Source organism: Spirosoma areae, assembly GCF_054781775.1.
In genome coordinates this window covers 320,715-347,215 of sequence record NZ_BAAGTT010000040.1, presented here as the reverse complement: position 1 = coordinate 347,215, position 26,501 = coordinate 320,715, and the positions used below count along the sequence as shown (strand labels likewise).

Annotated in this window: 21 protein-coding genes; 14 read left to right on the top strand and 7 right to left on the bottom strand. The window is 50.4% G+C overall.

Annotated features, from left to right (window positions below; all coding sequences use genetic code 11):
- Nucleotides 1-121: 121 nt before the first annotated feature.
- Nucleotides 122-1,372, bottom strand: coding sequence for a DUF819 family protein (locus ACYVI1_RS25010; protein WP_460913600.1), 1,251 nt, complete (start codon nt 1,370-1,372; stop codon nt 122-124).
- 213 nt (nt 1,373-1,585) lie between these two features.
- Between ACYVI1_RS25010 and ACYVI1_RS25005 the strand changes: the two genes are divergently transcribed.
- From ACYVI1_RS25005 to ACYVI1_RS24970, 8 genes are all read left to right on the top strand, one after another.
- The gene (locus ACYVI1_RS25005) at nt 1,586-2,716 is read left to right on the top strand and encodes an NAD(P)/FAD-dependent oxidoreductase (RefSeq protein WP_460913598.1); all 1,131 of its coding nucleotides are present in this window, start codon (nt 1,586-1,588) and stop codon (nt 2,714-2,716) included.
- Nucleotides 2,717-2,772: 56 nt separating this feature from the next.
- Entirely contained in the window at nt 2,773-3,486 is a 714-nt protein-coding gene (locus ACYVI1_RS25000) for a methyltransferase domain-containing protein (RefSeq protein WP_460913597.1), read from the top strand.
- On the top strand, nt 3,483-4,535 hold the full coding sequence (locus ACYVI1_RS24995; protein ID WP_460913595.1) for a type III polyketide synthase: 1,053 nt from the start codon (nt 3,483-3,485) through the stop codon (nt 4,533-4,535). Before ACYVI1_RS25000 ends, ACYVI1_RS24995 begins: the two co-directional genes overlap by 4 nt.
- An 8-nt stretch (nt 4,536-4,543) precedes the next feature.
- A complete protein-coding gene (locus ACYVI1_RS24990; protein WP_460913593.1) occupies nt 4,544-5,326 on the top strand; it encodes an SDR family oxidoreductase in 783 nt (260 codons plus the stop codon).
- A gap of 251 nt (nt 5,327-5,577) precedes the next feature.
- Entirely contained in the window at nt 5,578-6,024 is a 447-nt protein-coding gene (locus ACYVI1_RS24985; RefSeq protein WP_460913592.1) for a 3-hydroxyacyl-ACP dehydratase FabZ family protein, read from the top strand.
- The gene (locus ACYVI1_RS24980) at nt 6,017-7,288 is read left to right on the top strand and encodes a beta-ketoacyl-[acyl-carrier-protein] synthase family protein (RefSeq protein ID WP_460913591.1); all 1,272 of its coding nucleotides are present in this window, start codon (nt 6,017-6,019) and stop codon (nt 7,286-7,288) included. The genes ACYVI1_RS24985 and ACYVI1_RS24980 overlap by 8 nt, the downstream gene beginning before the upstream one ends.
- 7 nt (nt 7,289-7,295) lie before the next feature.
- On the top strand, nt 7,296-7,553 hold the full coding sequence (locus tag ACYVI1_RS24975) for an acyl carrier protein (protein ID WP_460913589.1): 258 nt from the start codon (nt 7,296-7,298) through the stop codon (nt 7,551-7,553).
- Complete coding sequence (locus ACYVI1_RS24970) at nt 7,550-8,167, top strand: 4'-phosphopantetheinyl transferase family protein (RefSeq protein ID WP_460913588.1); 618 nt, start codon at nt 7,550-7,552, stop codon at nt 8,165-8,167. Before ACYVI1_RS24975 ends, ACYVI1_RS24970 begins: the two co-directional genes overlap by 4 nt.
- Before the next feature lie 20 nt (nt 8,168-8,187).
- Here ACYVI1_RS24970 and ACYVI1_RS24965 read toward each other — a convergent pair whose 3' ends face one another.
- The 6 genes from ACYVI1_RS24965 to ACYVI1_RS24940 all read right to left on the bottom strand — a co-directional run bounded on the left by ACYVI1_RS24965 (nt 8,188) and on the right by ACYVI1_RS24940 (nt 16,913).
- A complete protein-coding gene (locus ACYVI1_RS24965; RefSeq protein WP_460913586.1) occupies nt 8,188-8,670 on the bottom strand; it encodes a VOC family protein in 483 nt (160 codons plus the stop codon).
- 190 nt (nt 8,671-8,860) lie between these two features.
- Nucleotides 8,861-9,622: an NYN domain-containing protein gene (locus tag ACYVI1_RS24960; RefSeq protein WP_460913584.1), complete on the bottom strand. Its 762-nt coding sequence runs from the start codon at nt 9,620-9,622 to the stop codon at nt 8,861-8,863.
- Nucleotides 9,623-9,687: 65 nt separating this feature from the next.
- Nucleotides 9,688-12,090, bottom strand: a complete 2,403-nt coding sequence (locus ACYVI1_RS24955) for a hypothetical protein (RefSeq protein WP_460913583.1) — start codon at nt 12,088-12,090, stop codon at nt 9,688-9,690.
- A 56-nt stretch (nt 12,091-12,146) separates the two neighbouring features.
- Nucleotides 12,147-13,265, bottom strand: a complete 1,119-nt coding sequence (locus ACYVI1_RS24950; RefSeq protein ID WP_460913582.1) for a DUF4249 domain-containing protein — start codon at nt 13,263-13,265, stop codon at nt 12,147-12,149.
- 151 nt (nt 13,266-13,416) lie between these two features.
- Nucleotides 13,417-16,188: a TonB-dependent receptor domain-containing protein gene (locus tag ACYVI1_RS24945; protein ID WP_460913581.1), complete on the bottom strand. Its 2,772-nt coding sequence runs from the start codon at nt 16,186-16,188 to the stop codon at nt 13,417-13,419.
- 2 nt (nt 16,189-16,190) lie between these two features.
- Nucleotides 16,191-16,913 (bottom strand): hypothetical protein, encoded by a 723-nt coding sequence (locus tag ACYVI1_RS24940; protein WP_460913580.1) that lies wholly within the window; start codon nt 16,911-16,913, stop codon nt 16,191-16,193.
- A 331-nt stretch (nt 16,914-17,244) separates the two neighbouring features.
- Here ACYVI1_RS24940 and ACYVI1_RS24935 point away from each other — a divergent pair, with 331 nt between their 5' ends.
- The 6 genes from ACYVI1_RS24935 to ACYVI1_RS24910 all read left to right on the top strand — a co-directional run bounded on the left by ACYVI1_RS24935 (nt 17,245) and on the right by ACYVI1_RS24910 (nt 26,406).
- A complete protein-coding gene (locus ACYVI1_RS24935; RefSeq protein WP_460913579.1) occupies nt 17,245-18,090 on the top strand; it encodes a sugar phosphate isomerase/epimerase family protein in 846 nt (281 codons plus the stop codon).
- Entirely contained in the window at nt 18,087-18,845 is a 759-nt protein-coding gene (locus ACYVI1_RS24930; RefSeq protein ID WP_460913578.1) for a ThuA domain-containing protein, read from the top strand. The genes ACYVI1_RS24935 and ACYVI1_RS24930 overlap by 4 nt, the downstream gene beginning before the upstream one ends.
- Nucleotides 18,846-18,880: 35 nt before the next feature.
- Nucleotides 18,881-19,507, top strand: coding sequence for an RNA polymerase sigma factor (locus ACYVI1_RS24925; RefSeq protein WP_460913577.1), 627 nt, complete (start codon nt 18,881-18,883; stop codon nt 19,505-19,507).
- Nucleotides 19,508-19,573: 66 nt separating this feature from the next.
- Nucleotides 19,574-20,644 (top strand): FecR family protein, encoded by a 1,071-nt coding sequence (locus tag ACYVI1_RS24920; protein WP_460913576.1) that lies wholly within the window; start codon nt 19,574-19,576, stop codon nt 20,642-20,644.
- 518 nt (nt 20,645-21,162) lie between these two features.
- A complete protein-coding gene (locus ACYVI1_RS24915; protein ID WP_460913574.1) occupies nt 21,163-24,672 on the top strand; it encodes a SusC/RagA family TonB-linked outer membrane protein in 3,510 nt (1,169 codons plus the stop codon).
- Between the two features lie 6 nt (nt 24,673-24,678).
- On the top strand, nt 24,679-26,406 hold the full coding sequence (locus tag ACYVI1_RS24910) for a RagB/SusD family nutrient uptake outer membrane protein (RefSeq protein WP_460913573.1): 1,728 nt from the start codon (nt 24,679-24,681) through the stop codon (nt 26,404-26,406).
- Nucleotides 26,407-26,501 lie beyond the last annotated feature (95 nt).

Genomic DNA, 26,501 nt, shown 5'->3' with positions numbered 1-26,501 from the left:
AATTGACCTATATTCTTTGTTAGATTCTATTGCTTAGCGGTGAAATCTTTTTCATGTGTTTAGTCAGGATAAAGGCGGGGCCGGGCCAACGCTTTGGGGTGGTTGTGCCGTCAGACAGCGTCTACATGACCAACTGCATGAGCCAGGCCGTAATTAGCCCGCCATAGGTGCCCAGCACATGGCTAAGTACGGCCAGTAATACACCAACAGGGGCCAGGGCCGGATGAAAAACAGAAGCCACGGCTGGCGCCGTTGACACTCCGCCAATGTTGGCCTGACTGCCAACGGCGACAAAAAAATAGGGTGCGTGAATAAGGCGGGCCGTAACCAGCATGGCCGTTACGTGAATAAGCATCCAGATGACCGCCACCAGAAACAAACCTGCGTTGCCGCCTACGTTGGCGAGGTCGAGCCGCAGGCCAATAGTCATAATCAGAAAATAAACAAACAGAGTGGCCAGGTCGGTGGTGCCGAGTTTTTCGAGTTTACGCAAGCGGGTGAACGATAAGGCAATACCGATCGATGTGGATAAAATAACGACCCAGAGAAAATTGGAGGTGAACGGGTCCAGACCATAAGCCGCCAGCGTTACTTTATAGGGTTGCAGCGTTGTTGAGATGCCATAGGCCAGCGCGTGTGCTACTGCGCCACCGCCGAAACCGAGCGCCAGTATCGTACTCAAATCGAGGAGGTTAGCCGGTCGGTCGGGTTCCTGTTTATACGCTAAAATGCGTTGTTTAACCTCCTCAATGGAGCGGGTGTCGGCCTTTAGCCAGCCGTCGATTTTGTCGCGGTGAGCAGCTCCGTAAATCAGGCAGGCGGTCCAGATGTTCGCCACCACAGCGTCGACCACTAAGATAATCGCAAATAAGGCTTCGCTGCATCCATAAATTTCTTTGAGAGCCAGTTGGCTGCTGCTGCCGCCAATCCAACTTCCCGAAATGGTAACCAATCCTTTCCAGTAATCATTGGCAATCGCCTGTTCGCGGAAACCGGGCAGCAGCCACAGCACAATCCAAAAGGCAATGGGCGCGCCAATAATGATGCCAACGGTGCCCGCCAGAAACGTAATCAGGGCTTTTTTGCCCAGCCGCAGAATGGCCCGCAGGTCGGCTGTGGAGGTGAGCAGAATCAGAGCCGCTGGCAGCAGGTAGGTTGTCGAGACGGTATATAAACCCGATTGCCCGCCCGAAACGATACCGAGGCTGTTCATGGCTGCCGGAAAAATATAGCACAACAGCAAGGATGGAACGTACGTGTATAACTTGTTCCAGAAAGGCCGCTCCGACCGGGCAGTGTTGAAAATCAGGGTTAACACAACCAGCAGAATACCCAGAATAATGGCATCGTTGGTAATCAGGGGTTCGCTCATGGACCATCATTAACGGACGAGATTAGTCATTCGGCGCAAAGAGTGCAACTATGACTGAACAAATCCCCTCACGCATTGCTTATGTAGAAAGAGTTGTAACACAGCGATGCACGGAGAGAATGAAAGGTACACAGAACTACTATAGTTTCTCGGTGTATCTCTTGTTCTCTCCGTGTATCGCTGTGTTATAACTCTTTCTAAACTTACTCACCCATGCAGCACGATGCCGACATACTTATTATTGGCGGAGGATTGGCGGGGCTGACGGCGGGCATTCATTTAGCCCGGAATAAATTACGGGTGCTGCTTGTCGAAAAACAGTCATATCCGCATCATAAAGTATGCGGAGAATATATTTCAAACGAGGTACTGCCTTATTTTGAGCATCTGGGAATTACCATCGACGAACTAAAGCCGAGCCGAATTCACCGGTTTTTGCTAAGTACAGTCTCAGGGAGCGCCATAGAAAGCCAGTTACCCTTAGGCGGTTTTGGCGTAAGCCGATACACCCTCGATTCATTTCTGGCCCAGAAAGCCCGGCAGGCAGGCGTCACTATGGTGCAGGATGAGGTAATGGATTGTACGTTTGAGAATGATTTCTTTACGACCAGTACTACCCGGCAAAAGAACTATACATCGAGATTTGTTATCGGAGCGTATGGCAAACGCTCAGGCATTGACAAGCGATTGCAGCGAAAATTTCTGACTGCTGAGTCCCCCTGGCTGGCTGTGAAAGCGCACTATCAGGCTGACTATCCTGCCGATTTAGTATCGCTGCACACGTTTGAGGGGGGCTATTGTGGCGTGTCGACGGTAGAAGACGCCATTGTCAATGTTTGTTACCTGGTTCATTATAAGAGCTTTAAACGATATAAACAGATTGAGCAGTTTCAGGACAATGTGTTGCGGAAGAATTCATTTTTGAATGGCTTTCTTGCCAGGGCCACTTTGCTTTATGACAAGCCATTAGCCATCAGCCAAGTGTCTTTTGCTAAAAAAATGCCCGTGGAAAACCACATTTTCATGTGCGGAGATACGGCCGGGCTAATTCATCCGCTTTGTGGAAACGGGATGGCCATGGCAATTCATAGCGCTAAATTAATTTCCGAACAGATTGTGACCGTTTATGAGAGCCGGGTAACCAGCCGGTATGAACTCGAAAAACAGTACACCCTTGCCTGGAATCAGGAATTTAAAATGCGATTAGGTGCCGGTCGGCTGTTACAATCAATTTTTCAGCACCCACTCCTCATGCCGGTGGTGATGCAGACATTAATCCGGACGCCTGCGTTAGTACGGGAAATAATTAAACAGACGCATGGAAGGCCGTTGGTGGTGGACTGACAAAAAGTGCTTTACAAATTCTGATAAACGAAGCGTTTAATCGTTAAAAAAAACTAATGTTCTTGCAGACATCGCAGCGCACAACAAAGGAAGAAGTAATGGATGATTTTTCGCTGGAAGGCGATGAGTTGCGTGATGCGCTGGATAAAATTGCCCGGATTAATCAACTGTTAGGCGGCAATAATATTACGCTTGACGGTATACAGCAGCTACTGGCCAATCACCCGAAAGAAAAACCGGTATCGATTGTCGACATAGGCTGTGGCAACGGTGATATGTGCCGGGCGGTGGCTTCGTTCGCCAGGAAACAGAATTGGACTGTACAGATTCTGGGCGTTGATGCCAATGCCTATACAATCAACCATGCTAAGGCGCTTTCGGGGCCGTATGGTAACATTTCGTATGCGGTCATGAACGTATTTGCCAATGAATTTGCTACGCTTGAGTATGACATTGTGTTGTGTACGCTGACTCTCCACCATTTTTCAGATGCCGACATTCTGCAGTTAATGCGCGTCTTTCTTAACAAAGCCAAACGGGGCATAGTTATCAATGACCTGCATCGTAGTGCGGTGGCCTACCGGCTCTTTCAACTCATTTGTTTTGTGTTTCAACTCAATCCAATGTCGCGGGAAGATGGGCTGACGTCGATTCTTCGCGGCTTTAAAAAGCGTGATTTAGAAAACTTTGCCAACCAATTAGGACTTAAAAAATACAGCATCAACTGGCGGTGGGCTTTTCGCTACCAATGGATTGTTAAAAACCTATGAGTGTAAAAATTATAACCGTAGCCAAAGCTTTACCAAAAAACTGGCGGGATACAAGTGACATTCTGCCTTTTCTGGATGCCTGGCTGGTTGATCAGGAGACGCGCTTTCAGCGAAAAGTAAAGAAAATATTTGAAAATGCTGCCGTCGACCGTCGTTATTCAATTCTGGAGCCAGATGAAGTTTTTACCAAAACTTCCTTTGAAGAAAAAAACAAAATTTTCATTCGTGAGTCGATTAAGTTAGGTGAAATAGCATTAACGAAAGCGGTAGAAAAAGCGAACTGGACCATTACCGATATTGATTACCTGATTACGGTAAGTTGTACCGGCATTATGATTCCTTCCCTGGATGCATACCTGATTAATAGCCTGCAAATGCGGCAGGACGTAGTTCGGTTGCCGGTGACCGAAATGGGTTGTGCGGCTGGGGTGGCGGGCATTATTTATGCTAAAAACTTTTTAAAAGCGAATCCGGGAAAACGCGCTGCCCTGCTTGCGGTAGAATCGCCAACGGCTACCTTTCAGTTAGACGATTTTTCGATGGCCAATATCGTCAGCGCGGCTATTTTTGGTGATGGTGCGGCTTGTGTGCTGCTTTCCTCGCACGAGGCCGATGAAGGCCCCGAAGTCGTAGCGGAAGACATGTATCATTTTTACGAAGCCACTCACCTGATGGGCTTCGATCTGACCAATACCGGCTTGCAAATGGTTCTTGACAAAGCCGTTACCGAAACCATTGCTTCGCATTTCCCCCAGATTATTTATCCATTTTTAGCTAAAAATGAGCTAACTATTGATGATATTTCGCACTTAATTTTTCATCCGGGCGGACGAAAAATTGTGGAGGTGGTGCAGGAATTGTTCGGTAAACTGGGCAAAAACCTGGACGATACCCGAGAAGTGCTGCGGCTGTATGGCAATATGTCCAGCGTAACGGTGCTGTACGTGTTGGAGCGATTCCTGGACAAACAACCCGAAAAAGGTACTTACGGGCTTATGCTAAGTTTTGGTCCCGGATTCTCAGCCCAGCGGGTTTTATTAAAATGGTAAATTCTTTTATGAACAAAAATTACTGGGCTATTATTTTAGGGGGCAGCAAGGGTTTAGGGCTGGCAACAGCCAGGAAACTGGCACAGCACGGCATGAACATCTGCATCATCCACCGCAGCCGGAAAGCAGACATGCCCGACCTGGAACAGGAATTCAGACGCATTGAAAACGAAGGCGTTTTGCTTAAAAGCTTCAACATCGACGCCATTAATGCCGAAAAACGACAGGCGGTTTTGTTAGATTTACAGGAGCAGTTTAGCCAAACCGATAAGGTTCGCGTTCTGATTCACAGCCTGGCCAAAGGTAACCTGAAACCAATGGTTGCCACCAACCAGCCGGAACTCCAGCACGATGACTTTGGATTAACCATCGATGCTATGGCTATCAGCCTGTATGACTGGACCAAAGCTATTCAAGTGGCCGGATTGTTTGCCGACGATGCGCGGATTATCAGTTTCACCAGCGAAGGCAGCCATAAAGCCTGGCGAAACTACGCGGCTGTGTCGGCAGCTAAGGCGGCATTGGAAGCCATCACCCGAAGCATTGCGCTCGAACTGGCGCCGTTGGGCATTCGGGCCAACTGCATCATGGCGGGTGTAACCGACACCGATTCGTTTCGGATGATTCCCGGCTCGGATGAACTACTGGCTATTAGTCAGCAACGAATCCCGTTTAACCGGCTAACTACACCCGATGACGTGGCTAATGTGGCTTATTTACTTTGTACCGACGAAGCGGCCTGGATTAACGGCGCAGTTATTCCGGTTAATGGTGGCGAACACCTTCAGTAAACTTCTATTTCAAGTATTTATATTAATACCAAGTAATAATATAAATAATTAGGCAATCTATAAATAGTAGGTAATTATATAAATATATTGCACTACAACTCAACGATATAGGCACAGGCCTCCCCGCCCAATCCCCTACCGGGGCATGGCTAACGCTGGGGAAAACCTCCCATCAGGGGTTGAGCGGGGCCGCTCATGCCAGCTACTTCAAACGACTTCTATCCAGTTGTAAGCCTTTAGATTCTATCTATTTGCAAACTTTTACAAACATCTTCTCGAAACTGCCCTATAGCAAACCATTTTTGTTTGTTGATGAACTACATTCCATCAGCGAAAATGGCGTAGAGGGGAGTTACACCTTTCCTGACGATTCCTTTTTTTATGAAGGCCATTTTGCTGGCAATCCGGTCACACCTGGTGTTATTCTAACGGAGGTGATGGCGCAGATTGGCGTGGTCTGTCTGGGCATTTTTTTGCTTGATGACACAAGCGTGGAAAACGTTGAAATTGCTATGACGTCCACGCAAATTGATTTTTACCGGCCCGTTTTTCCGACTGAAACAGTTCGGGTCCGTTCAGCGAAAAGCTATTTTCGGTTTCAGAAGCTGAAGTGTACAGTTGAAATGTTCAATAGCCGTGGTGAACTGGTCTGTCGGGGTACTATTTCTGGAATGATAAAACCAAAAACAAATGCGTAATCGAGTTGTAATTACCGGTCTGGGTGTGGCCGCTCCCAATGGAGTGGGTATACCTTCGTTTACTGAAGCGATTAAAGCGGGGAAAAGTGGCATTGCTTTTCGGCCCGAACTCGCCGAACTGAAATTTTCGTGTCAGGTTGGGGGTATACCGCCGGTTACGGACGCCATTAAACATCACTATTTCACCGAGTTAAGTCTTCGGCAACTCAACAGCAGTGGCATTGTCTACGGGGTTATAGCCGGTATGGAAGCCTGGCATAACGCCGGTTTGCCCATAGCGACGGACGAAGCCGACTGGGACACCGGCATTGTGTTCGGTACGGGCATGCTGGGTGTCGATAAAATGCGCGAGTCGATTTATAAAGTTGATGAAGGCCTGGTAAAACGGCTGGGCACCACCGCCGTAACCCAAACAATGACCAGTGGGGTAAGCGCTTACCTGAGTGGCATGATTGGCTGTGGCGGGCAGATAACGGCAAACTCATCGGCCTGCGCTACCGGCACCGAAGCCGTATTTATGGCTTATCAGCGCGTTGCCAGCGGCCAGGCCAAACGGGTGCTGGCGGGCAGTTGCAGCGACCATGGCCCTTACATCTGGGGCGGCTTCGATGCCATACGGGTAATGCCTTATAAGTATAATGACTGCCCGGAAGAAGCCAGCCGGCCCCTGAGCGTGACGGCGGCTGGATTTGTTCCGGGCAGTGGCGCGGGCGCGTTGGTGCTCGAGTCGTTGGAGAGCGCTTTGGCACGCAATGCCACCATCTACGCCGAAGTAGCGGGGGGGCATGTCAACTCCGGCGGGCAGCGAAGCGGGGGCACCATGACGGCTCCCAGCGCTGTGGCCGTTAGACGTTGTATTGAGCAGGCATTGGTGCAGTCGGGCGTTCGGGCCGAAGATATTGACCTAATCGATGGGCATCTGACGGCCACCGTTAAAGACCCCGCCGAAATTGAAGCCTGGAGCGAAGCCCTCCAGCGAAAAGGCGATGATTTTCCGTATATTAACTCCCTGAAAAGCATGATAGGGCATTGTATCAGTGCCGCCGGAAGTATCGAATGTGTAGCCGCCACCCTGGAATTGTATGAAGGATTTATCTATCCGTCCATCAATTCTGAAGACACACATCCTGCTATTTTAGAGCGCATTGCGCCGGATAAAATTCCGCATCAACTGATGCAGAAAGAGGTTACGACCATTGCAAAAGCTAATTTTGGTTTTGGCGATGTGAATGCGTGTATTATCTTGAAAAAGTTTCAATCTTGAACCAGCCATGACTACTCAAAACGAATTAATTACGACGATTGTACGCGTTGTTAAACCCTATGTTCAGGACGAACAGGCCTTTGATAACGTGACTGAAAAGACCGACTTTATTAAGGATTTAAAAATAAATTCGGCCAATCTGGTTGATATTGCGCTTGATGTTGAGGAGGAGTACGACATTGAGATTGACAATACATCAATGGAACGGATGCTGACAGTGGGTGCCGCTATGGAAATTATTAAGGAGAAACTGGCGGAAAAATGATTGGCAATGATATTGTCGATTTGGCCCAGGCAAAACAGGATAGTAATTGGCGTAGACCCGGCTTTTTGGATAAACTCTTTACCGTTCACGAACAGCAACTCATTCGCTCCAACACGACGAACCCCGACCGTATGGTCTGGCTGTTGTGGAGTATGAAAGAGAGTGCTTACAAAATGGCGATTCGGCAGGGGGGCAAACGAATTTTTGCCCCCCTGAAATTAGCTTGCCAGCTTAATGCATCGCCTGATGGGGAAGTAATGGGAACGGTTGTCTGCACGAACGTTTATCAGACGAAGTCGGTCATTACCGATGCCTACATTGCCAGCCTGGCCTATTCATCGGGCGTTTCTCCCGCCTTCTGCCAGCAAATCGTACTGTTCGATAACGTCACCTATGTGCATCAGCATCAGGCGATGCTGATGCACATAAAACAGCATTGTGCTGCCCGGTTCTCCCTTCCTGAACAGGCAATAACGATTCAGAAAAACGTGGCTGGCGTGCCGTCGTTATGTATCCAGCCTGTTTCGGGGCAACGGGTCAGCCTTCCCCTCAGCCTCAGCCATCATGGGCATTATGGGGCGTATGTTATTGGTCGTTCAGACTGGCATGAGTAGGAGATTGGCCTGTTTCAGGTTCAGTTGCCATCATGAGCCTGCCGGAGCTTGTCAACCTCAATCTTACTCATTTGCCTCATGGCTTGCATCACCCGTTTCGACTTTTCGGCGTCCTTACTGCTCAATAGTTCGCCTAAAGCCGTCGGAACAATTTGCCACGACACACCAAACTTGTCTTTCAGCCAGCCACAAGGGCCTTTTTCGCCACCATCGGAAAGTTTCTCCCAATACTGATCGACTTCCTGTTGCGTCTGGCAACTCACGAACAGAGAAATACCGTCGGCGAAAGAAAAAGACGGACCACCATTCAGCGCAATGAACTCCTGCCCGTTGAGTTGAAAGGTTGCCATCATCACCGCGCCCTTCGGACCGGGACCTGCGTCGCCATAGCGTGTCACACTCACAATTTTTGAGTCGTTGAAAATAGACGTGTACAGATTCATGGCTTCTTCGGCCTGATCAGTAAACGTCAGGAATGTGGTGATTTTTTGCGCTGGGTTCATCGTATTTGTATCGTTTGATTACCATACAAATTTACGCTTAGGCGAGCGTTTTATAGGGGTGTAAAGAGGCCAGGTTAGGGGGTACTTTGTGCTATTTATCTGAGTATGTTTTGGTTGTTTAGCGGTATAAAATAACCAAAGGCTTTTGATTGTGCACTTCTATTTTTTTATAAAAATACGGTTAACCTACTTATTTTATTTTCACGTAAATGTGCCTGATTTTGCTTTTGTTGGTCTCTCGTTCATCAATCTCGAATCGGTCTATACTTCTAATTAAAGAAAGCATTTTAGGGAATCCATAGTTTCTGGGATCAAAATCTGGTTTTTTCTTTAAAATATGGTTGCCTAAATCGCCCAGAAAAGTCCATCCACTTTCATCGGCTAAATCGGCAATACTATCTGTTAATAATCGTATTAATTCCCTGTTTACCATAGTTAAAGGTTTTGGTGTTGGCTTTACGTCTTTCTTTTCAGGTTTACTTTCTTCAATAGTATCCTTCTGATCGCCAGATTTTAGTATTTCTATATAGATAAATTTATCACAAGCTGTTATAAATGGCATTAACGTCTTTTTTTCTCCCATACCTATAACTTTCATGCCAGCCTCTCTTAACCGTATAGCCAATCTGGTAAAATCACTATCGCTCGAAACAATACAAAATCCATCGACTTTGCCCGAATATAAAATATCCATAGCATCAATAATCATGGCACTATCACTGGAGTTTTTCCCTGTTGTGTAGCTGTATTGTTGAATGGGTGTAATTGCATTTTCCAGTAAAACATTTTTCCAGCCTGAAACAGTTGGCTTGGTCCAGTCTGCATAAATTCTTTTGAATGTAGGTGTGCCAAACTTTGCAATTTCTTCCAGCATCTCTTTAATCGTTGAATAGGGCACATTATCTGCATCAATCAATACAGCCAGTCGTAAGTCTCTAATTGTGTTATCCATAGGTATCTGATTATTTCCTGCGTATGATGGTCTTGCCTGATTTGAATACCACTAACTTATCCCCTTTACTTCATCCCATTCTTCACCTCAAATACCATCCGCTGGCTGCCGGCAACGCCGTCTTTGGTCAGGCCGTTAACGTCTACGAGGTAGGTGCCTGTCTGGTCGGAGGTGTAGAATTCGACTCGGCTCCTGCCTCCGGCGTTAGCGGGGAGGTCGGGGTTCCAGTAGAGCAGAGTACGGGCATCGGGCAACCGGCTGATCCGTTGTTGGGCGGGTGTTCCAACGCTTTGGTCGTAGCGGGGCGAATAGAATTCCCGTTGCAGTTGCAGGCCGTCGTACTCGACTTTGAGCAGACGCGGGTCGAGTGGAAAACCGGCCAGATCGCCTTTGTAGGTCATGAAACTAATCAGGCCACTCAAAATAGCCGGGCCGACGAAGTAGAAATTCGTGATGACATCCAGCTTCCTGATTTTCAAGGCGCTGAACTCAATCACGTTGTCCATGTCGAAGACCGGCACCCCGTCGACCAGTACCAACGGCGAAGCCTCGAAGATGGCCCGGTAAGGCGTGTTGGGAACAAACAATCGAAAATGCCCCTGCTTCTTTCGGGGCAGCACACCCGGCACATACTCGCGCAGCACCTCTTCCATGCGTGGAAACCGGGTGTAGGCATCCAGCAGGTACGATTCGCCGGGCGTTCCGTAGAAGGCCGTACTGTCGACCGTTGGGTGCCTATACTGAATAGCGCGGTCTGCCCAGTACGTCGATTGCACCTGCATGGCCACACTCCGGTTCAGCAGTGGTTCTGCCTGCGACCCGGCAAGGGCAATTTCGGGTAGGTGAGCTGTTGGCAACTGCTCCGAGAAGGGGGTCGTCAACGTTAGCTTGAGCAGACTATCCTCCGGGTTCGTCTGAACGATAAGGTGTTGTGGCCCGTAGAAGTCCTGCATCTCAAACCGAATCCTTCCGGTGGCATCACTGCGGGACATGTAGGTTCGAATGAGTTTGCCGGGTGCCGCTGCGAACGTCATTTTATCCGGCACCGGAGTGCCCGACGCGGGGTCGGTTACAGTTCCCTCGATGATTGGTCCGTTAAGCTCCGGCAAAAACCGAAATGCCGGTTGCCGCACCGCCCCTGATTTGGTTTGTAGCACCTCATCCCAGCGAAACCGTCGCCAGCCGTGCGTCAGCATCAGGTTATCAGTTGCCTGCGCTACTTCGGGCGTTTCGGGTTGTAGGTAATAGTCCGGCGATTCGACATGGCCCTGTAAATCAGAGGTCATCCATAAATAACTCAGAATGCCCGATGGGTCGCCCGATGCCAGCGAATCGACCCGGTAAACGGCCATCGACAAAGCCGCCTGAGCTGTGGGTGCCTGTACCAATGCGTCCAGCGTTACTTTTGAGCGGGGGGCATACTGTGCCTGATCCGATTTTAGCGCGATGGTCAACGGTTGGGCAGGGCGTTTGAAATACAACCGTTCACAAACGGGCTGGCGATTCGCGTTGAAAATGGTGAGGTGTGAAATGCCCTCGCCGAGGTCTTTTTTGTTAAGCAGGAAACTGGTCTCGCGCTGCATTGGCCGCACTTCGGCGACGTTGATGGCTTGTCGCGTGTGCACAAACAGATACACCGCCGAAACCGCGTCGGTGTTGGTGTTAACGGTGATTTTTACCTGGTCGGTACCGGCTTCGTCCAGGCGCATTACATAGCCCTGCGGCTGAACAGTGGGCAAGGGTTTGGTGACGATGCGGCCTTTTTCGTCGCTGATAACGACCCGGTAAGCACCCTGATCGGCAGGTGTAGCGGGAAAGGTCCCGATGCCAAACTTATGCGAACTGAACCGGGTCAGTGTGTCGTTTCGTTCATTCAGCAGCCAACCCCGAACGGCAATGCCCCGCCCCGACACATCGGCTACCTTGAACGCCACCCGGCTCGGAAGTCCCCGTACAAGGTTGCCACCTTCGGGAAAAAACTGGACCTCATAATCGGCAGATGGTTGCTGTAGGGGCAGTCCCAGCGGCTTAAACGGATTGACAATCGTCAGGGTTTTTTCAAAGAAGAAGTTGGCGCTGAAGTTTTTCATCCAGTTTGTGTAGGCGCGCATCCGGTACGTGCCTGAATTGAGCGACGCGGGCAGAAAGAGCGTGCCGTTTCCGCCCGTTGCCGTTAGCGAAACTTTTGTTTGCAGCACCGCTTTCTGCGCCTGATCGAACAGTTCGATATAGGCAACTTTGCTGACATCGAGTGGCTTATGAAAGGAACCATCGACATAATACACCTTGAACCACATGGTTTCGCCAATCAGGTAAAAGGCCTGGTCAGTATGAACATACAGTTTTTCCTGAAGCGTTTGCCGACGGTAGCTGTCGAAGGGTTGCACCAGCGCACTAACCGGTTCGGGTGTCTGGCCGAAAATCCGCAAACTACTTAGTATCAAGAGACTATAGAAAAGGTATTTCATGCTTGCAGGCTGCGAAAACATACGTGTCAACGAGTTCCTAAAGATCCAACTCTGTCTTACTCCCAGAAATCGGGTTGTTTGGTTACGCCCCCGCGAAGCCGGCAGTCAGCGCAGACGTGGTCAGTGGTCAGGTATTTATTCAGATCCGAAACAAACATGACAATAGCGGGCTGCGTTTGAAGGACCTGCTGAGTTGTCAGCGTATCGGTTCTGCAATTGTCTAATCCGGTATTGATCCGCCAGACGGGTAATTGGTCACGCCGGATGAAAATGCGCTTGCTTTCAATCGTTCCTACCCGAAAAAAGCCCAGTGCCAGTTCGCCCGTATTGGCTATGCTGCGGATATTACCGGTAATCTGCGAGGGTTGCGGGTCAAAAATGGAGCCAATGTTCTGGGTTATTTTGGCTAATTGGTCATAATAGTCATACCCCGCCTGGCTTAGCCCATACTGCCGAACCAGAAGGCTGTATTTGACGCCCAGTTTGACGGACGAAGCTGGAATAAAGGTCAGTGGAAACTGACTGACCACATCTTTCGTAAGTCGGGTGGTCGAAGTGGTTAGGATGTTGGTCGAGTTTTCACTACTCCAGCAGCGGAAAACCGGCTCAACCCGGTCAACGATTTGCTTATTCTTAATGTCTAACGACGAATAGTAGTAAGCGGTGTACTCCCAGGCTGCGTCGAAATCCCAGCGGTAATAGCGCGTGTTATTTTTTGGGTCGTGCGTGTTCACACTGATTTGCAGCCCATTCTCTTCAGCACGCCAGCTAATACTGTCGATGGGGGGCGTTGTAATCACCGGCACATAGTCTGAAAAATACTCGACACCCTTAGCGGTTTTGATGTGTAGCCGGTAGGTCTCGCCCGGCATGGGCGTCACACCCGACAGGGTATACGCCCCGTTGGTGCCTTCTTTGAGCGCGTAAACCGCTTTGCGTTCACTTTCAATGGTTACCACCGCTTTGGTTTCGGCAGTTAGGGCTTTGGTATCCGTCAGGTTTTGCGAGCGCGAGAGCTGAATGGTACTCGTGGTTCCCGGCGCACTGTTAAAGTAGCCATTGATGACCAGGTAACTGTTCGGTGCACTAATTTCGGGTGGCCGATATGGGTCAACGCATCCGCCCGCCAGCAAAATCAGTACCCAGCCGAGGGCTTTTATAGGTGTGTTTTTCATATCAATAAGAGTGCAGGACAAGTTTATATTTCAAATAGGATTAGCGATTGAGTAAGTTTTTTTGACAGGATTACAGGATTTACATTCATCTCTATCCTGTAATCCTGTCAAAAAAATAAATTTGTCCTACAACCTGTCACAGTCTCATAAATTAAAATCTGAAATTATACGTAACCGACGGAATGGGCTGGCCGAAAATGGATAGCTGATAGCCGTTTATGCGGCCGTTCTCCGATTTAAAATAGACCGAATATGCATTGTGTCGACCCGTCAGGTTATACACCGAAATCGTCCAAGAACTGTGCGCGAGCTTTTTAATTTTGTGGTTGCCTTCGATGTTCATCGCAAAATCGGCGCGGTAATAGTCGGGAATCCGATACTGATTGCGCTCCGAATACAGCAGCCGGGCTGCGTTGTCGAGGGTGTATTTGGCAACGGGCAGCGTAATGGGCCGCCCCGTGCTATACGTGAAATTCAGCGACAGGCTGAACCGACGGTTAATCTTGTAGTTGCTAATCATCGTAATGTCGTGCGGCTTGTCGTAGCTGCTCGGATACCAGTTTCCCTGATTGATGGTCTCGCTGTTGCTCAGGTTATTCGCCCGCAGGAGCGTCCGGGCGTAGGTATAGCTGATCCAGCCATTGAGTTTGCCGGTCATCTTTTTCACCAGAAACTCAAAGCCATAGGCTTCTCCCTCGGCGCTGACCACGTCGGTTTCGATGTGGTGATTCAGAATCAGACTGGCCCCATTCCGGTAATCCAGCAGGTTCTGCATGGTTTTGTAGTACACTTCAACCGAGGTTTCGATGGTATTGATCCGATTGTTTTTATACAGGCCGATGGCAAATTGGTCGCCCACCTGCGGTTTGATAGTCGGGTCGCTTAATTTCCAGATGTCGGTGGGAGAAATAACGGTTGTGTTCGATAACATCTGGATGTATTGCCGTGTCCGGTTGAAACTGGCTTTGACCGATGACGTATTGGACAGGGCGTAGCGAATGGCCAGCCGGTATTCAGGGCCGTTATAGGTGCGGATGAACTTGTTGGTGCCGTAAGCGACCGTGTCGATGATGTTGTTCACCGTTTTGGGTGAGCCGGGCGCGTATTGAAACACCGAGCCGGGGCCTAAATAACTGTAGAACGAATACCGCAGCCCGGCGCTAATCGAGAGCTTAGGGTTCACATCGAACCGGTCGCCGATGTAGACAGCGCTTTCCAGTCCCTGCTCACCCGGCACTACGTCCGGCGAAATCAGCGACTCCGGGCCGCGCGGCTGAAAATTGCCGGGAAACAGCTTGTAGTACGTCGAACTGAAGCCAAAGTCGAGGGTGTGCCGATTGGTTGGGAAGTAGTTGAAATCGGCTTTCAATTGCGTTTGGTTGACTGCAAAATCCAACTGATAGGCGTTAATGGGGTTTTTCTCGCTGGCAACATTGTAGGTATAGCCGCTGTAGTTGCCCGTGAACACCGCATACAGTTTAGGGCTGATGATGTGCTTCCACTTGAGCGTAAGGGCCTGATTTTGATACCGATACGTCGTGTCGCTGTTGAGCCGGAATCGGTCCTGACTCCAGTAGCCGGTCAGGTAGAACGTGTTTTTTTCGTTCATCTCGTGCGTGATGTGCAGATTCAGGTCGAAAAACTGGGCCTGACTTTTCTGAAACGACGCGTTCTGCAACTGCCGAAGCAGCCAGTCGGAATACGTCGAGCGGAAGCCGGCAATAAACGAGGTTTTGTCTTTAATGAGTGGCCCTTCGAGCGTGAGCCGTCCGGTGAGCAGCCCAATGCCCCCCGACCCGACAAACTTCTTTTTGTTGCCATCGCGCGTCTGCACATCCAGCACCGACGACAGCCTGCCCCCAAACCGCGACGGAATGGCGCTTTTGTAGAGTTCTGCGCTCTTAATCATGTCGGGGTTGAAGGCCGAGAAAAACCCGAACAGGTGCGACGAGTTATAAATGGTGGCGTCGTTGTAGAGAATCAGGTTTTGGTCCGTAGCGCCCCCGCGCACGTTGAGGCCGGTCGAACTTTCGCCAACGGTTTTCACGCCCGGCAACGTCTGAATGACCCGCAGCAGGTCGGCCTCGCCTAAGGCGGTGGGCACCTGTTTGATGCTCTTGATGTCGACCCGCTCCTGACCCATCTGAAGACTCGATATGTTCTTGTCTTTCTCGGCTTCAATTACCACTTCTTTCAGCGAAATAACATCGTCCTGCATGTCGATGTCGAGCTTGCCGTCCGCGTATATCGTGATGCGCCGGCGGGTATCTTTCAGGCCGATGCTCCGCAGTTTAAGGTCGTGCCGCCCGCGTGGCAGGGTTAGCGAATAATAGCCAAACTGGTCGGTAACGGTGCCGATGCGGGGACTTTCCAGGTAGACAGCCGCGCCCACAATTGGCTCGCCCGAGTCTGTGTTCCGCACAAAACCGGCAATCGTCGACCGCCCCGGTTTGATCGGATTGGTGCGTTTGCCAATCTCATACACCTTTGTTTCGGGTTCGATCAGTACCTTCCTGCTTTCAGTCAGGTAAGCAGTCAGTGTCGTGTCGGTTTCGGTGGTCGAGCGGCCGCGCTGAAAGAAACCAATGGGCAGTTCAGTGCGGATGGGGCGGTCGAGCGTGATGTAGACTCGCTGCTGATTATCAAGGGCGTAAGCGTATTTTGTGCCTGTAAAAAGCTGTCGGAGAACCGCCTGTAGCGGCTGGTTATCAACCTGCATATCAACGGTGAGGCTATCGACATCGACCGGGTTGAAGAAAAACCGATACGACGTTTGGGCTTCAATGGCCTGGGCAAACTGCTCAAAACGCAGGTTGGTGAACGTGCCACGAATGAGTTTGCCGGTTGGTATTTGCCCAAACAGGTTTGCCAGCGGGCCGAGCAGGGCAAGAAACAGCAGCATACCCCGGTACAGGTGAGCCATAATCAGTTCGTTAATGCGTCATAGTGTTGGGCAAGTCGGGTAATGGCTTCTTCGCGCTGGTCATCTTTAAAGTTGAGCTTGTTCGTGCGGATGTATTTTCGCAGCGTTTTGGTCTGCTCCGGAAATAAGCTAAGCAGCGAACGTTTAGTTTTTACTTCATGATAAACACCTTCTTTTACGATAAAAAAGCGGTCTTTAAGCAAATAATCCGCCTGATAAGACCCGCTCGAAATGTCTTCATGAATTGTTTTTATTCGGTGCGCCAGTGCTTTTGTTTTCCCGGTATGGAGTACTTCGTAGAACCCGGTCGGGACCCCTGTTGCACTGTCGCCCTCGATCCGATTGAACTGGCGCGAACCGAGTGAAAATTGGGTGACTTTTTCACTGCGTAACCGAATGCGATAGCCGCCTTCCGGCGCCTGAATGGCCAACTCGTCCCGAACAATGTCGTACAGCATCGCTACATCGTGGTACTTAACGCCATTGTAGGCAATGGTGCCAGCCTGCAAACTATCCACCCGGTAGAAAGGATGAATTTTTATGCGGTGGTCGTGGGTAATGTATTCATTGCCTTCATACACATGCGCCTGCGTGTAGATTGTTCGTTCATACAAACTAATCGCCTGCTTTTTAGCCTCCTGCACATAGGAACTGTCAGTTTTGGAAATCTGTCCGACCGCACGGGTGGTTAGTGACAGACTAAGAATCAGGAAGAGGTAGCGCATAGAAAATTAACCCAGGTCATAAGGTAAAGAGTCTTTTTGAACTATATCGGTTGGTACTCCTAAAAAAATAATAGAAACCGATTCTACTTTATTTAGACGTTTTTTGAAGTAGCGAAATCGTCGCGTAGCGACCTAACGGAAGTAGCTATTAGTAAAGACGTATCGGGCAAGACCGGCTACCCGTCAGCCAGCAAGGGACACCTGTGTTACGGGTAGCCGGTCCGGATGCTTAGCGAATAAATGAGTATAAAAGAAGGTAGTTTACCTTGTCAGCACAACAGGTTGAACGCCTGAAGCAGTCAATACCACCCTCCAAAAGTAAGTATCACTCGTGAAACAGATCGGATTTGTTGTCATAATTCTGCTCGGCCTGGGTCGGGCTGAAGCGCAGAAAATGCTATTCCCGCAGGTTCCGGGTATGGTTTCATACACCTACCGGACTAGTTTTCAGAAAGACGTAGCGGCCACCCTCGACACCATCAAGGCGCTGGGCATTACCGACATGGAATTCTCGAACCTGTTCGGGAAAACAGCCGCCGAGCTTCGTAAACTCCTCGATGAACGCGGCATGAAATGCTCTTCCTTTGGCGTCAGTTACCCGGATGCGCTCAATAAAACTGCGGAAGTAGGCCAGAACGCCAAAACCCTCGGCGCGCAGTTTGTCCGGGTAGCCTGGATTCCGCATACCGGCCCCTTTACCCTCGACCTGGCCAGGAAAACGGTGGCCGACTTTAACCAGTTCGGCAAACGCCTGCACGACGACTATGGCCTCCTGTTTTGCTACCACAATCATGGGTATGAATTTGAGAAACATGAATCTGGAACGCTTTTCGATTATATCGTGCAAAACACCAATCCGCAGTATGTGGGTTTTGAGCTGGATATTCTCTGGACGGTCTTTCCGGGCCAGGACCCGGTGGCCCTGCTCAATAAATATGGCAGTCGGTTCAAACTGATGCACCTGAAAGACCTCCGCAAAGGTATTGTCGGTAATTTGTCGGGTGGAACGCCGGTCGAGAACGACGTGGCCCTCGGTACGGGGCAAATCAACCTGCCAGCGGTGTTGAAGGCCGCCCAAAAAGCAGGCGTTCAGCATTATTACATCGAAGACGAAAGCCCCAGCGTGGCTACGCAGGTGCCCCAGAGTATCGCTTACCTGAAACGATTGACGCCATGAACCGTTTGCTTCTGTCATTCATTGGCCTGGTGCTGATTGTGGTGCGGGTAAGCGCACAGGATGTGTTGATTGTTGCCGACGAGATTCCGGCTATGGACGTGCTGGCAAAGGCCCTGAACGTTCAGGAAGGACTAACCGCCAGGATTGTTGTACAGACCGACTTGCCCGCTTCGTTAAGCGGGTTCCGGGCCGTTCTTGTCTACATTCACAAAGACCTGGATTCGATCCCCGAAAAGGCCTTTATCAACTACGCCCAAAACGGGGGTAAACTCATCTGCCTGCACCACTCGATTAGTTCGGCGAAACGGAAAAACAAGGCCTGGTTCCCGTTTCTGGGCGTAGACCTGCCCAAAAAAGACGTCAGCGAAGGGGGCTACAAATATGAGGGAGGGATTACGATGGACGTCGTCAATCTGGCGCCCGGGCATTTCATTACCACCCACAAGATTAGGTATGATTCAGCCATTGCCTATAAACGGGAAGGGCAGCAGCAGGAGAAGAAAGTACCCGGCTTTGTCTTACCGAACACCGAAGCCTTTCTAAACCATAACCTGCTTACACCCCGAACGATATTGCTGGGGGTGAAACTGACCGATAAAGCCGGACACGTATGGATGCAGGATCGGTCGGCCTGGTGCATGCCTGTCGGAAAAGGCTGGCTCTTCTACAGTCAGCCCGGCCACGCCATCAGTGATTTTGAAAACCCGGTGTATGCCCGGATCCTGGCCAACGCCGTGATTTATACCTATCCGTAGTTTATCTTTGGTAATCCGTTATGTATCCGTAGTTTATGACTGACCGATTGACGTCTGCCGAACATAGCCACCTTTGGGATACCTTTCGCAGCGGAAGCCGGGATGCGTTTTCTCAACTCTATGAGTTGTTTGCGGCAGACCTGTATCGGTATGGGTATAACCTGATTCGGAATAAACAGGTGGTCGAAGATTGTCTGCACGAGTTGTTTCTGCATCTGCACGAAAACCGCGGGCGGCTGGGCGCTACGGACAACATCCGGTTTTATTTATACCGCGCCCTGCGCCGGCGACTCCTGGATACGGTAGGCCGGCTAAATAAATTTGAGTCGGATACGTACATGTTTGAGACGGCTGAGTTTTTGATTTTGCCGTATGAGCATCAACTAATCGAAGAGCAATTGATTGACCAGCAAAAACGGTTGGTGATTGCTGAACTGAACAAATTACCGAAACGGCAAAAAGAAATTCTGTATTTGGTGTATATGAAAGGGCTTACCTATCAGCAGGCGGCTGAGGTGATGGATATTACAATGAAGAGTGTGTATAACACGGTAAATGTGGCGCTGACGACCCTGCGGGCTTACGTGCGTGAATCGTTTAAGCAGCGGGGCGCCTTATTGAGCCTGACAGGAGTCGTTCTGAGTTACGTCACGAAGATTTAATTAGCAAAAAGTCGGGAAAAACGAATTAGTACTCTGTTTAACGAGTACTACCCTGACGCTTCTCCCATGCAGAATCCCGCTTTTACCGTAGAAGACTTTTGTAAGGACCCCCAGTTTATTGGCTGGGTGCTTACACCTACCGACGAATCGAACCGGGTTTGGCAAACATACATGGCTGACTATCCGCACAAAGTGGCCGATATTCAGCTTGCCATCGACTACGTTAAAACGATTCAGTTCCGCGAACTGGAACCCTCTCCACAAGACCTTGCCCGGCTAAAGCAGCGCATCTGGCAGGATATTGAACCGGCCTTTCAAGCCCCGGAGCGCCGGTGGTACGGCATTCCGACCGATGCAGCCGGGCATCGGTCCGACGGAGACAATTCGGTCCGCGACCATCCAGTCCGGGTAGTGCAGTGGTACCATAGCCCCTACTGGGCTGCGGCTGCCGTCGTGCTGTTGGTGGCGTCGATGGGCATGGGCTGGTGGACCTGGCGCGCAAATTCGTCGCTGACGTATGAAACCGCCTACGGAAAAATTCAGGAGATTCACTTAGCCGACGGGTCGGTGGTGACACTCAATGCCCATTCATCACTGCGGGTGGGTAATGATCTGCTGAACAGCCCTGTCCGGGAAGTATGGCTCGACGGGGAAGCTTATTTTGATATCGCCACACGGAAGGGTGCGAAATTCATCGTTCATACGCCCGAAGCGCAGGTGGAAGTGCTGGGTACCGAATTTAACGTGAATACCCGACGTGAGCAGACCAATGTTGTCCTGCATGAAGGCAAAGTGCAGTTGAGCGCCAATGACGTATCGGCAGTGGTGATGAAGCCGGGCGATATGGCGACGGTGACACCAAAAAGCCGGCAAATTCAGCTAAAAAGCGTGAAGCCTGACCTCTATGATGCCTGGAAGGAGTCGTATATCGTGCTGGACGGCAAAACGTTAACCGAAATAGTCAATAGTCTGCAGGATACCTTTGGGGTAACTATCAACGTAGAGGATGCTCAGTTGGCTGACAAGAAACTAACCGGAAAACTTCGTACTGATGTTGCCGAAGACTGCATCGACAATTTAGCCATCATCATGGAGGCTGACGTCAAAAAAGTAGGGGATACGTATGTGCTGAAGTAATACTATTCAGGTTTATTTTGAATGCAAAGGAGTGGATGAACCTGTTTAGGAGTAAGCGTCAAGCGTATAAACGCATTGGTTAACGAGTCGGTTTAACCCCTAAATCAATCCCCATCAGGGCAGGGTTGTTAAGTGCGAATCCCGTAGGGATGACAGGTTTATAGAAATGATAGAATCGCCTGGTTTAGAACCCCGAAGGGGTGATAGCATGTCACCCCTTCGGGGTTCTAAACTGCATTGTTTTAGGCCATTTTACTATAATCATACCACCCCTACGGGATTGAAAACCGCAACTTACAGCCCTGCCCTGTCAGGGGGCTTAACTCGCCTTCAGACAAAGCCCCCTTCAGGGGCGGCCCGACACTACTACGCCATACCATAGTCAAACAGCTTCAATACTACCGTTGACGATTTAAAAACAAACAGAAAATAATCATAGAAAAAACGGGAAAAGTGGCACCTCTGCCTGTTTGACTATCAACTACCGTAGAGGCAGTCACCCGATTCCTGTTTGAACTATGAAAAAACCTATCCTCTTCGTTTATAGTCTTGTCTTGCTGGTATGTTTTGGCGGGCTTCCAGAAGTGATGGCTCAGTTTGCCTTTGCAGCCGCCCCGCAACGAACGCATCAGCCCACCGCACAGGAGAACATCAACAGCCTGACGAACCTGCTCAAAAAATTAGAGTCTGTTCACAAAGTCAGCTTTGTTTACCAGAAAGAATTATTAGAGAACAAGACCTTCTCCGGCACGGTCAACGAAAACGACAAGCTGGAAGCGGTTCTGGAACGGGTACTCACACCCATGAACCTGCGGTTTAAAAAACTCAAAGGCGGAGGCTACACCATACTGCCCCGGAAAAACGCGAAAAACAATCCGGCAGAAGCCTTCCTGCTCAACACGGCTACCAACCCGTATGCCGACCAGACCATCACCAGTGAGTCTATCCCCACCATTCTTCTGACCAAAGCCGATCTCCAGTTCGCAACGGCTACCAGGCCTGCCGACATTATTGTGAAAGGAAAAGTGACCGATACCGAAAAGGGCGAGCCTATTCCGGGGGCTACTATTGTTCTGAAAGGGGCGAACGCCACCAAAGGCACCAATACCGACGCCAACGGGGATTATTCCATTGCCGTGCCCGACCGAAACGCCGTGCTGGTGTTTAGCTTCGTTGGCTACGAAAAACAGGAAATTGCCGTCGGAAACCGTCAGCAGGTAAACATCATTCTCAAACCCGACATGAAGGAACTGAATGAGGTGGTGGTGGTAGGGTTTGGTACGCAGAAAAAAGCAACCGTTACCGGCGCCATTGCCTCCGTCAGCACCAAAGATTTGCTTCAGTCGCCGGTGGCCAACATCAGCAACTCGCTCGTGGGTCGGATGCCGGGCCTTTTTGCCGTTCAGGGAAGTGGCGAGCCGGGCAACGACGCATCGACCCTGCGTATCCGGGGCGTAGCTACCTTTTCGGGAGCCGCCGACCCGCTCATCATGGTGAATGGGGTTGAGGTGAGCAATTACAACAATATCGACCCCAACGAAATTGAAAACCTGACCATCCTCAAGGATGCGTCGGCAACGGCCATTTATGGCGTGCGCGGAGCCAACGGCGTATTGCTGATTACCACCAAGCGCGGGAAAGTGGGCAAGCCGCAGTTGAGTTATACGGCAAACGTAGCCGTGACCAGCTTCACCAACCTGCGGAAAGGGATGGACAGCTACAATTATGCCCGCCTGTTCAACGAATCCGCCAAAAACGATGCCTACGTATCGGGGGCCGTGTACGTCCCCAAGTTTTCGGATGCTGATCTGGAACTGTACAAATCCGGCGCCGACCCCATCTTCCACCCCAATACAGACTGGTATTCGTTGGTGCTCAAACCGCAGGCGGTGCAAACCCAGCATAATCTGAGCATCAACGGCGGCACCGAAAAAGTTCGGTATTTTGTGTCGGCGGGCTTTTTTAGCCAGGGTGGGCAGTTTAACAATACCGATTTGATTAAGGATTTCGATGCCAACCGAAAATACAAACGGTATAATTTTCGGTCGAATTTCGATTTCGACGTAACAAAACGGTTGAAAGTTTCTCTCGACCTCTCGTCGCAAACCGAAAACATCAGTGGGGCTAACTGGCCGACAGTCCGGGTCATTGAGGGAATTGGCAAAGCGAACCCGTTAACCTCGCCGGGGATTGTAGACGGTAAGATTGTTAACTTAGTGGGGCTGGGAACGGCCAATAACCCCGTTGGCGATATGTTTAGCCAGGGCTACAACCGGATATTTCGGAATTACCTGCAAGGCTCCACCCGCTTAGACTACACGCTGGATTTTATTACCGAAGGCCTGTCGGTTCATGGCTTAGTCAATTACCAGAATAACAACACCGAGACGTTAATAAACAGGCGCACGCTGATAACGTATAATGCTCTCCGTTTGCCCGATAACAGCGTGAATTTAGTGCCGACCGGTGCCGAACAGCCGTTTTCATTTGAACAGACCATTGGTAAAAATCGCCGGACCTATGCCGAATTCGGATTCGACTACAAACGGGCTTTCGGCGACCATTACGTGACGGGGTTAGTGAACTACAACCAAACCAAACGCTTCGACCCCGAACTGCCGTTTCTGGTGCCAAACGGCTATCAGGGCGTTGTGGGGCGGGCCACGTATGGCTATAAAGGCCGCTACTTAGCCGAGTTTACCTTTGGCTACAACGGCACCGAAAACTTTGATGTCGGCAAACGCTTTGGCTTTTTCCCGGCCTATTCGCTGGGGTGGGTCGCGTCTGATGAACCGTTCTTTCCCAAAAATAACGTACTGACCTACCTGAAAGTCAGGGGTTCGTATGGCGAAGTCGGGAACGACCGACTTAGCGCCCTGATTACCAGCGACCGGTTTTTGTACCGGCCTTCGGCCTATACCTCGGCCACGAACGGCTATTTTTTCGGTGAAGTAGGCAGCACCCAAACCGGATACACCCGCTCGATAGAGGGCAAATTGGGCAACCCGGATGTTACCTGGGAGCGGGCTATCAAGCAAAACTTAGGCGTGGAGTTGTCGTTCTGGAAAGGTAAAGTGGGCATCACGGCGGATGTGTTCAGTGAGCAGCGGGACAATATTTTAGCCAACCTCGGCACGGTGCCCATAACGGTGGGGGCCTCCCTGCCCGCCTACAACCTGGGGAAAATGAAAAACAGCGGCTTCGACGGGGACATTACCTACAACGACCGGATTGGCGGGCTTAACTTCTGGGTAAAAGGGAATTTTACCTTTGCCCGCAACAAAGTGGAGTTTCAGGACGAAGTGGCGAGGCCATTCTCCTACCAGTATCGCACGGGGCAACGGTTCGGTCAGTTTTTTGGCTTTGTCGCCGATGGACTCTACAACACCTGGGATGAAGTCAATGAAGCCAATCGTCCTGTTTCGGCGTTTAACGGCAACAAACTGCAACCCGGCGACATCCGCTACAAGGATACCAACGGCGACGGCATTATTAATGACGATGACCAGGTGCCCATTGGCTACTCCAATTTTCCCGAAAAAATCTTTGGCATTTCGCTCGGCGGCAACTACAGGGGCTTCGACCTTTCCATCCTGTTTCAGGGGGCGGGCAATGTATCGCTGGCCTATAACCGGCGGCAGTTCCGGGGTTTCTTTGAAAATTCGGGCGCGGTCGATTACCTGATTAATAGCTGGTCGGCAGAACGCTATGAGAAAGGACTCCCCATCCAGTTTCCCCGCCTGACGCAGGGCCTTGAAGAAAATCACAACAATAAGGTTTCGTCATACTGGGTTCGTGATGCCAGCTATGTGCGCCTGAAAAATGTCGAACTCGGCTATAATATCCCCAAGACCCTTCTCGCCAGAATAGGCCTGAGCGCGACCCGCCTGTATGTCAATTCCAACAACCTGATAACCTGGAGCACCGTGTTTCCGGGCGTCGATCCGGAACTGCCACCGGGCATCACCAACGAAGAACCCTACCCACTCACCCGGACCATCAACGTCGGGCTTAACCTTAAATTCTAACTCAAGATGAAAACAATCAGTAGGGCTATCGTTTGTATCGGCCTGTGCGTAGCCGTATCGGCCTGTGACAAAAGCATCACCGAATTTTTGGATAAAGCGCCGGGTGTCGATGTTACTGAGAGTACCATTTTCTCCTCCAGGGTTCAATTAGAGACGTTCATCACGGGTACGTACCGGATTGGGATTCATTCGATTTTCAGCTACAACGATGCCGCCCTGATTCCGACCTCAAGAACCTTTTGCATCAACGCGCCCATCACCGACGAAGCCGAAGCCGAAGTGGCGTTTTTTCATACCGAGCAGTGGAATGCGGGCAACATTACCTCGTCGGGCGGCTTAGTGGCCAGTGAAGACTACCGGTATTTTATTCGCTGGACCGCCATTCGGAACTGCAACATCATTCTGGAACGGCTGAACGACGTGCCCGGTCTGGACGAGGTGTATAAAAATCAGGTGATCGGCGAAATGAAATTTATTCGCGCCCTCAACTACTCCGAAATGCTCAAACGCTATGGCGGGGTGCCTATCGTTGATAAGCGACTGGATGCCGCCGAAGCGTCTGATCTGAAACGCAGCCCGGTGGAAGATGTCGTGAATTTCATTGTGAAAGACTGCGACGATGCCGTTGCCAAACTGCCCGCTACCTACCCGGCCAACCTGCGGGGGCGGGCCACCAAAACGGTAGCTCAGATGCTGAAAGCGCGCACCCTGCTCTATGCCGCCAGTCCGTTGTTCAATACGGCTACGCCATATATGAGCTTAGGGAACAATAATAAGCTGATTTGCTACGGCAATCAGGACAACAGCCGCTGGCAGGCAGCCGCCGATGCGGCCAAAGCAGCCCTCGACTTAGCCCCTGCGGGTGGGTTTACGCTTATTACCGACAAAGGTGTCGACAAGAATTATAAATACGCCTGGGAGCAGAATGATAACGCAGAAATCGTGCTGGCCGAAAAAGTGTTTGGCAGCCGGGCGCGCACGCAGTTTCCCTGGTATGGTCTCCAGCCGGTTTCCATCATCAATGCCTGGGGTGGCGTATCGGTTACGCATAATTTCGTCAGGAAGTACGAAAAGAAAGACGGGACGGCCCAGACCTGGCCGGGTGGCAATGATTTAACCAAAAAATACGGGGAATTAGACCCCCGTTTTGCTCAGTCGGTGGGCTATAACGGCTCTAACTATAACAAGGATGTGCCGCTGCTGGAAACCTTTCAGGGCGGTCGCCATGCCAGTGACTGCGATGGGGGGGCCTGGCTCAAAAAGCTGATGCCCGATGCCTTATCGAGCAGTGCCGGTGTGGTGCCCAATGCCATCGTTTTCCGACTTGCCGAAGCGTATCTGAACTATGCCGAAGCGCTCAACGAAGCGCAGGGGCCGGTTCCGGCGGCCTATGATGCCGTGAACACCATCCGGCAGCGGTCGGGTATGCCCAAACTGCCTGCAGGCCTGACCAAAGAGCAATTCAGAAGCCGGGTACGCAACGAGCGCGACATTGAACTGGCTTTTGAAGACCATCGCCTGTACGACATTCGGCGCTGGATGGTTGCCGAGGAGGAAGGCGTTATGAAGGGGGCCATGTATGGGCTGAAAATTTCCAAAATTACGGGCAGCACCGAATTTAAATACGAGCCTTACGTATTCGAAAACCGAACATTTCTGCCCAGAATGTACCTGCATCCATTCCTGAATACCGAAGTCTATAAGGGCTACCTTGTCCAGAATCCGGGGTATTAATGAAGAATGTAGAATGAAGAATGAATAGTAAGAATCAGCATGAATGCATTACTCATTTTGCATTATTCATTCTTCATTGCTTTAACTCATCCGAC

Coding starts and splice junctions, on each gene's coding strand:
- ACYVI1_RS25010 (WP_460913600.1), bottom strand. CDS start 1,372: ATGAGCGAACCCCTGATTACCAACGATGCCATTATTCTGGGTATTCTG.
- ACYVI1_RS24960 (WP_460913584.1), bottom strand. CDS start 9,622: ATGGATAACACAATTAGAGACTTACGACTGGCTGTATTGATTGATGCA.
- ACYVI1_RS24940 (WP_460913580.1), bottom strand. CDS start 16,913: ATGCGCTACCTCTTCCTGATTCTTAGTCTGTCACTAACCACCCGTGCG.
- ACYVI1_RS24975 (WP_460913589.1), top strand. CDS start 7,296: ATGACTACTCAAAACGAATTAATTACGACGATTGTACGCGTTGTTAAA.
- ACYVI1_RS24915 (WP_460913574.1), top strand. CDS start 21,163: ATGAAAAAACCTATCCTCTTCGTTTATAGTCTTGTCTTGCTGGTATGT.
- ACYVI1_RS24990 (WP_460913593.1), top strand. CDS start 4,544: ATGAACAAAAATTACTGGGCTATTATTTTAGGGGGCAGCAAGGGTTTA.
- ACYVI1_RS24950 (WP_460913582.1), bottom strand. CDS start 13,265: ATGAAAAACACACCTATAAAAGCCCTCGGCTGGGTACTGATTTTGCTG.
- ACYVI1_RS24995 (WP_460913595.1), top strand. CDS start 3,483: ATGAGTGTAAAAATTATAACCGTAGCCAAAGCTTTACCAAAAAACTGG.
- ACYVI1_RS24980 (WP_460913591.1), top strand. CDS start 6,017: ATGCGTAATCGAGTTGTAATTACCGGTCTGGGTGTGGCCGCTCCCAAT.
- ACYVI1_RS24955 (WP_460913583.1), bottom strand. CDS start 12,090: ATGAAATACCTTTTCTATAGTCTCTTGATACTAAGTAGTTTGCGGATT.
- ACYVI1_RS24930 (WP_460913578.1), top strand. CDS start 18,087: ATGAACCGTTTGCTTCTGTCATTCATTGGCCTGGTGCTGATTGTGGTG.
- ACYVI1_RS24970 (WP_460913588.1), top strand. CDS start 7,550: ATGATTGGCAATGATATTGTCGATTTGGCCCAGGCAAAACAGGATAGT.
- ACYVI1_RS24945 (WP_460913581.1), bottom strand. CDS start 16,188: ATGGCTCACCTGTACCGGGGTATGCTGCTGTTTCTTGCCCTGCTCGGC.
- ACYVI1_RS25000 (WP_460913597.1), top strand. CDS start 2,773: ATGTTCTTGCAGACATCGCAGCGCACAACAAAGGAAGAAGTAATGGAT.
- ACYVI1_RS24920 (WP_460913576.1), top strand. CDS start 19,574: ATGCAGAATCCCGCTTTTACCGTAGAAGACTTTTGTAAGGACCCCCAG.
- ACYVI1_RS25005 (WP_460913598.1), top strand. CDS start 1,586: ATGCAGCACGATGCCGACATACTTATTATTGGCGGAGGATTGGCGGGG.
- ACYVI1_RS24965 (WP_460913586.1), bottom strand. CDS start 8,670: ATGAACCCAGCGCAAAAAATCACCACATTCCTGACGTTTACTGATCAG.
- ACYVI1_RS24910 (WP_460913573.1), top strand. CDS start 24,679: ATGAAAACAATCAGTAGGGCTATCGTTTGTATCGGCCTGTGCGTAGCC.
- ACYVI1_RS24925 (WP_460913577.1), top strand. CDS start 18,881: ATGACTGACCGATTGACGTCTGCCGAACATAGCCACCTTTGGGATACC.